A 7,038-nucleotide genomic window follows, 5' to 3' on the forward strand; every position below is an offset into this window, starting at 1 on the left:
TCCGGATGCCTTCAGCCCACCACCTTCAGCAGCAGCACCGCGCGGGCCGGCACGGTCAGCGCCCGCCCGCCGCGGTGGCGGGTGCCCGGCGCGGCCGCCTGCTCCTCCCGGGAGGTGTCCAGTACCAGTTCGTACGCCGCCGCCCACGGAGCCCCCGGCAGCACCCACTCCACCGGCCGGTCCCCGGCGTGCAGCAGCGCCAGGAAGCTGTCGTCCGTCACCTGCCGCCCCCGCTCGTCCCGCCCGGGGATGTCCCGGCCGGACAGGTACAGCCCCAGCGCGGCGGCCGGCGCGTACCAGTCCCGCTCCGTCATCTCCGCCCCGGCCGGGGTGAACCAGGCCAGGTCGCGCAGCCCGTCCGCCCCCTGGGCCCGGCCCGAGAAGAACGCCCGGCGGCGCAGCACCGGGTGGGTGTGGCGCAGCGAGATCAGCCGCCGGGCCAGCGCGAAGAGCTCCTGCCACTGCGGGTCGTCCAGCAGGGACCAGTCCACCCAGCTCGTCCCGTTGTCCTGGCAGTACGCGTTGTTGTTGCCGCCCTGGGTACGCCCGAACTCGTCGCCCGCCACCAGCATCGGCACCCCGGTGGAGAGCAGCAGCGTGGTGAGCAGGTTGCGCAGCTGGCGGCGGCGCAGCGCGCCGATCCGCCCGTCCGCTCCCTCGGGGGGCTCGCCCTCCGCCCCGCAGTTCCACGACCGGTTGTCGTTCGTGCCGTCGCGGCCGGCCTCGCCGTTCTCCTCGTTGTGCTTGCGCTCGTAGCTCACCAGGTCCCGCAGGGTGAACCCGTCGTGGGCCGTCACGAAGTTCACCGACGCGTACGGCCGCCGCCCGCCCCACGCGTACAGGTCGCTCGACCCCGAGAGCCGGTACCCCAGGTCCCGTACGTCGGGCAGCGCGCCCCGCCAGAAGTCCCGTACGGCGTCCCGGTAGCGGTCGTTCCACTCCGTCCACAGCGGCGGGAACGCGCCCACCTGGTAGCCGCCGGAGCCCACGTCCCACGGCTCGGCGATCAGCTTCACCCGGCGCAGCACCGGGTCCTGCGCGATCACCGCGAGGAACGGCGAGAGCATGTCCACGTCGTGCATCGAGCGGGCCAGCGCCGCCGCCAGGTCGAAGCGGAAGCCGTCCACCCCCATCTCCGTCACCCAGTACCGCAGCGAGTCGGTGATCAGCCGCAGCACGTGCGGCCGCCCGGCGTGCAGGGTGTTCCCGCAGCCCGTGTAGTCGGCGTAGCGGCGCTGGTCCGACTGGAGGCGGTAGTACGCCCGGTTGTCGATCCCGCGCAGCGACAGCGTCGGGCCCAGCTCGCCGGCCTCCGCCGTGTGGTTGTAGACCACGTCGAGGATGACCTCGATGCCGGCCGCGTGGAGAGCCCGCACCATGCGCTTGAACTCGCCGACCTGCTGCCCGGCCGTACCGCTCGACGAGTACCCGGCGTGCGGGGCGAAGTAGCCGATGGAGTTGTAGCCCCAGTAGTTGCGCAGCCCCCGGCGCAGCAGGTGGTCCTCGTGGGCGAACTGGTGCACCGGCAGCAGCTCCACCGCCGTCACCCCGAGCCCGGTCAGGTGCTCGATCGCCGCCGGATGGGCCAGCCCCGCGTACGTGCCGCGCAGGTGCTCGGGAATGCCCGGATGGCGCATCGTGAAGCCGCGCACGTGCAGCTCGTAGATGACCGAATCGGCCCACGGCGTCTTCGGCCGGACGTCGTCCGCCCAGTCGTCGTCATCGTGGACCACGACCCCCTTGGGGACGTGCGGGGCCGAGTCGCGGTCGTCGCGCACGGTGTCCGCGATGTACTGCTGGGGCCAGTCGCGCACGTGCCCGTAGACCTCGGGAGGCAGCGTGAAGTCGCCGTCCACGGCCCGGGCGTAGGGATCCAGGAGCAGCTTCGCCGGATTGTGCCGGGCCCCCGTCCAGGGGTCCCAGCGGCCGTGCACCCGGAACCCGTAGCGCTGCCCGGGGCGCACGCCCGGCGCGAAGCCGTGCCAGATCTCGTGCGTGAGCTCCGTCAGCGCACAGCGGGTCTCGGCCCCGGCCTCGTCGAACAGGCAGAGCTCCACCGCCTCCGCGCCCTGCGCCCACAGGGCGAAGTTGGTGCCCGCGACGCCGTCGGTCCCGTCGGCGCCCGGGCGGAACCGGGCCCCCAGGGGATGGGAGGACCCGGGCCACAGGGGTGGCCCCGGGCGCGCCGACGCACGTGGCGTCTGGCTCCGGAGCAGTCCGCCGACCTGCCCGTTGGCCTGTCCGTTCGACTGCCCGTTGACGTGCGGCACGGGCGCGGTCTGGCCGCTCCGTACCTCACCTGCGACGGCTTCCACCGCCTCTTGCTCGGCTGCGCTCGACACTGCCCGCCTCCACGGCTCTCGGTACCGGCGGGGGTTGGGGAGTGCGGCCCCGGCGTCCCGGCGTGGGCCCGCCCCCGTCTGGTCCTTCCCACTGTTCTGCCCGGAACCTGGGCCGCACTCACGTTTCCCCTGGAGGGGCGCGGTCGTTGGAGGTGCGTGACTCTTCTGACGAGGCGGGCAGGGGCGGGCTTGGCCGCCGTGGCGGCATGGGCGGCCCTGCTGGGCGGCCTGGCCGGATGCACCGGGGACGGTGGATCCCCGATCGAGATCCAGCTGCCCGGCAAACCCCGGTCGCCGGACGAGGCCATCCGGATCACCCCCGACGACAACGCCAAGAACGTCCCGGCCGACGTGCCGCTCACGGTCAGCGTGCCCGAGGGCCGGCTGGAGCGGGTCGTGGTCACCAAGGTGGAGGACGCCCAGGAGGAACAGGTCGCCGGCGCCATCGCCGCGGACGGGCTCAGCTGGAGCCCCGACCCGGCCGAGAGCCGGCTCTCGCTCGCGGCCAAGTACACCGTGGACGCCGTCGCCCTCGACGGGCACGACCGCCGCCAGGCACGGCACACCACCTTCACCACCTACGTGCCCGAGGAGCGGTTCATCGGCTACTTCAAGCCCGAGAACCGCTCCACCGTGGGCACCGGCATGATCATCTCCTTCAGGTTCAACCGGGCGATCGAGCAGCGCGCCGCCGTGGAGCGGGCCATCACGGTCACCTCCGACCCGGCCGTGGAGGTGGCGGGCCACTGGTTCGGGCGCGAGCGCCTCGACTTCCGGCCCAAGGAGTACTGGAAGGCCGGCACCGAGGTCACGGTGAAGATGAACCTGCGCGACATCGAGGGCGCGCCCGGCTCGTACGGCATCCAGGACAAGACCATCCGCTTCACCGTGGGCCGCTCCCAGGTCTCCACCGTGGACGCGGCGGCGCACACCATGGAGGTCCGGCGCGACGGCGAGCTGCTGTCGACCGTGCCGATCAGCGCCGGGGCGCCCAAGAACACCACCTACAACGGCAAGATGGTGGTGATGGAGATGTTCGACGTCACCCGGATGAACGGCGCGACCGTCGGCTTCACCAGCGAGGACGGCAAGGGCGAGTACGACATCCCCGACGTCCCGCACGCCATGCGGCTCACCTCCTCCGGAACCTTCCTGCACGGGAACTACTGGGCCAGCCCCGACACCTTCGGCTCCACCAACACCAGCCACGGCTGCGTGGGCCTGCGCGACGACAAGGGCGGCGGCTCGGACACCCCGGCCGGCTGGTTCTTCGACCGCACGCTGGTCGGGGACGTGGTGGAGGTCATCAACTCGCAGGACAAGACGGTGGCCCCCGACAACGGACTGGGCGGCTGGAACCTCTCCTGGCCGGCCTGGGTCGCGGGCTCCGCCACCGGCTGACGCGCCCCGGACGGCCCACTCGGGTGACAGTCCTACCGGTTTGCCGTAGCGCCCGAGTGTCTTTCCGTCCGACGCGCCGTACCCCGCGCCCAGCCTGTACGGGCCAGCAGCGCAGGAAACGGACGGAGCGTCATGTCAGCAAGGAACTGGACCCTCGGCCTGGCCGTAGGGGCCGTACTGGCCGCCGCGGCCCCCACGGCCCTCGCGGCGGTTCCCGGCGGGCCGAGGGGCCCCGGCGGGCCCGGCGCGGACCGCCCGGCCCTGGCGCTCAGGGCACCGCTGCCGGGCGGGCTCGGTCCTTGCCTCGGCCCCCGGTGCCCCGACCCCTTCCCCCCGATCGAGGTCGACACCGAGCCCAACGGCTACGACGAGGGCATCAACGTCTTCGTCGGAGCCGACTTCCTGGTCCGCGAGCGCGCCGCCGAGGCCGAGGGCAAGGTCGTCGTCCTCGGCACCTTCGACCAGAACAAGAACCTGACGGCTACGGGCGGCGCGTACAACATCGGCATCGTCGGCGCCGGCTCGCTGGTGCGGCCCCCGCTCGGCGCGGACTTCCTCACCACCGGCCGCGACGTCACCATCGCCGCCGACCAGCGCCTGATCTCCGACGGCGGCGTCGTCCGCCACGCGGGCGCCGCCCCCGGCCCCGGCACCGTCACCGGTCCCCTGCAGGCCGACCCGGCCGCGGCCGCCCCGTACGCCGGCCTGCGCGACGAGCTCACCGCGGCGAGCCGGTGCTACGCCCGGGTCGACGGCAGGCCGCGTCCGGCGACGGGCACCGCCGTCAACCGGGACGGCTTCACCGTCTTCACCGGAGACGGCAGCTCCGCGCTCCAGGTCTTCAACGTGGACTTCGACATGGTGGGAGCGAACGGCGGCGCCATCGGCATCCGCTTCGCCCGGATCCCGGACGGTGCCACCGTACTCGTCAACGTCCTGGGCACCGGCCGTACGATCAGCACCTTCAGCGGCAGCATCAACGACACCGGGCCGAGCGCCGACGACTGGAACGGCTACCGCACCCGGCTGCTGTGGAACTTCCCCGACGCCACGGCCGTCCAGCTGGCCGGCAGCGGCCAGTTCCAGGGCAGCGTCCTCGTCGGCGAGCAGACCTCGCGGACCACCGTCACCGTGCCGGGCACGAACGGCCGCTTCTTCACCACCGGCGAGCTCGTCCACACCAGCGGCCGGGGCGGCGGCCAGGAGATCCACGCCTACCCCTTCAACGGGAACCTGCCCGACTGCGCGGCCCCGCCGGTCGTGACGGGCGCGGTCTCCGTGCTCAAGCGGAACGAGAACGGCGGGCCGCTGGCCGGCGCGAGGTTCGAGCTGTGGAAGGAGACCAACGGCCAGGACGGGCTCCAGCCCACCGCGCAGGGCGGGGACACCAAGGTCGGCGCCGACTGCGTCACCCCGGACAACGGCATCTGCGAGCGGACCGTCGAACTCGGCACGTACTACTGGCGCGAGACGCAGGCCCCCGCGGGCTACGTCCTGCCCTCCGACGCCGTCCACCGGCTGGTCCTGACGCCGGAGAACGCGACGGCCGGGGTCCGCGTCCAGGCGGACAACCGGCGCGAGCCCGACCGCGCGGCCAGGGTGCTGCTGCGCAAGACCGACGGGGCGACGGGCGCGACGCTGCCCGGCGCCCGCTTCGAGCTGTGGCGCGAGACCAACGGCCAGTCCGGACTGCAGACCACCGGCAATGCCGACGAGCAGCTCGCCGGAGCCTGCGTCACGGACGCTGCGGGCACCTGCACGGTCGAACTGCCGGTCGGGCAGCGCTACTACTGGCGGGAGACGGCCGCCCCGGCCGGCTACGACGGCCCCCGGGACCCGGTGACACCGTTCGACCTGACCGCGGGCGACGTGAGCACCGGCATCACCGTCACCGTCCCGAACCGGAAGCGGGAGGAGGAGTACGAGGGCTCGATCCGGGTCCTGAAGAAGGACGCCAAGACGGAGCGGCCGCTGCGGGGCGCGGTGTTCGAGGTCTGGAAGGAGACCAACAACACCGAAGGCCTGCAGACCCGGGGCATCAACCCCGACCACAGGGCGGCGCCCGGCTGCGCCACGGACCGTACCGGGGTCTGCGACTTCGGCCCGCTGGCGGAAGGCTGGTACTACCTGGTCGAGACGGACGTCCCGGCGGGCTACGTCCTGCCCCGGAACCGGGTCACGGGGCCGCTGCGGCTCGACGGGCAGACTCCCGGGCGGCAGCTCGTGATCACGCTCCACAACAAGCGCGACGAGCACGGAAAGGGCGACCACGGAGGCAAGGACGGCAAGGACGGCAAGGACGGCAAGGACGGCAAGGGCGACCACGGAGGCAAGGGCCCCCGCGGCTGACCGCCCCCGGCGGACCCGGGTGAGCCGCCCGGGTCCGCCGCCCGGGTGAGCGCCTCACCCCGCCGGCGCACCCGGGCGGGCCGCAGGCGGCCCGACCGGGTTGGCTGGGACCGGCGGCCCGGCCGGCGGGCACGAGGAGGCCCGTATGGCGACAGGCGGCGCGGCGCGCGCGATGGGCACGGCGGCCGCCACGGCCCTGCTCCTCGCCCCGGCGGCCCCGGCCGGGGCGGCGGCCCCGGCCGCCCCCGACCCCGACCCCGGACCCGCGTGCACCGCCGGGACCGGCCCCTACCAGCGCGAGCTGGAGGCCCACCTCGGCCGGCCCGTCGACGGGACCCAGTCGCCGGCCGACTGCGTCGCCGTCCGCGGCTTCCAGCAGGACAACGGCATCCGGCCCGCCGACGGCTACCCGGGCCTCGTCACGTACCGGATGGCGGTCGCCGTCGCCGCCCGCGCGAACCCCAACGCCGCCGGCGGCTGCCCCGTCCGCCCGCACCGCGTCACCTGCGTCGACCTGGAGCGGCAACTCCTGTGGGTGCAGCGCGACCGCCGCGTGGTCCTGGCGCCCGTCCCCGTCCGTACCGGCCGCGACGACCAGGAGACCCGCCCGGGCTGGCACGAGGTCTACCTCTCATCTTGCGCAGTGCTTCGTCCTTTAGGGCGGAGGTGAAGCGCATCCTTGGCCCGGAGTCGCGAAGCGCCGGAGTTCGCTGCGGCTCCGTCCGTGGCGGTCAGGTGGGCCGCTTCTGGTTCTCGATGTACTGCTTGACCACGGTCAGCGGTGCGCCGCCGCAGGAGCCGGCGAAGTAGGAGCCGGACCAGAGGTGTCCGCCCCACAGGTACCGCCGCACGTGGCTGTCGTACTCCTTGCGCAGCAGCCGGGCGGATACTCCCTTGAGGGAGTTGACGAGCTTGGAGAGCTGGACCTTGGGCGGGTAGTGCACGA

Annotated in this window: 4 protein-coding genes and 1 pseudogene; 3 read left to right on the forward strand and 2 right to left on the reverse strand. The window is 73.6% G+C overall.

Annotation, left to right across the window (positions count from 1 at the left end; genetic code table 11):
- Nucleotides 1-11: 11 nt before the first annotated feature.
- On the reverse strand, nt 12-2,216 hold the full coding sequence (gene glgX, locus AB0M99_RS20900) for a glycogen debranching protein GlgX (protein WP_365922483.1): 2,205 nt from the start codon (nt 2,214-2,216) through the stop codon (nt 12-14).
- 315 nt (nt 2,217-2,531) lie between these two features.
- Here glgX and AB0M99_RS20905 point away from each other — a divergent pair, with 315 nt between their 5' ends.
- From AB0M99_RS20905 to AB0M99_RS20915, 3 genes and pseudogenes are all read left to right on the forward strand, one after another.
- Nucleotides 2,532-3,743 (forward strand): Ig-like domain-containing protein, encoded by a 1,212-nt coding sequence (locus AB0M99_RS20905; protein WP_365922463.1) that lies wholly within the window; start codon nt 2,532-2,534, stop codon nt 3,741-3,743.
- A 132-nt stretch (nt 3,744-3,875) separates the two neighbouring features.
- Nucleotides 3,876-6,092: a choice-of-anchor A family protein gene (locus tag AB0M99_RS20910; protein WP_365922465.1), complete on the forward strand. Its 2,217-nt coding sequence runs from the start codon at nt 3,876-3,878 to the stop codon at nt 6,090-6,092.
- A 172-nt stretch (nt 6,093-6,264) separates the two neighbouring features.
- Nucleotides 6,265-6,720 (forward strand): annotated as a pseudogene (locus AB0M99_RS20915) (L,D-transpeptidase); the annotation flags it as partial.
- 103 nt (nt 6,721-6,823) lie between these two features.
- On the opposite strand, the gene tnpA reads toward AB0M99_RS20915, so the two are convergent.
- The coding region (gene tnpA / locus AB0M99_RS20920; RefSeq protein WP_365922467.1) for an IS200/IS605 family transposase at nt 6,824-7,038 on the reverse strand (215 nt) is incomplete at its 5' end.

It is taken from the genome of Streptomyces sp. NPDC051183 (genome assembly GCF_040682455.1).
In the GTDB taxonomy this organism is placed as follows: Bacteria; Actinomycetota; Actinomycetes; order Streptomycetales; family Streptomycetaceae; genus Streptomyces.

Excerpts from the sequence above, each read along its gene's own strand:
- AB0M99_RS20910 (WP_365922465.1), top strand. The coding sequence starts at position 3,876 with ATGTCAGCAAGGAACTGGACCCTCGGCCTGGCCGTAGGGGCCGTACTG.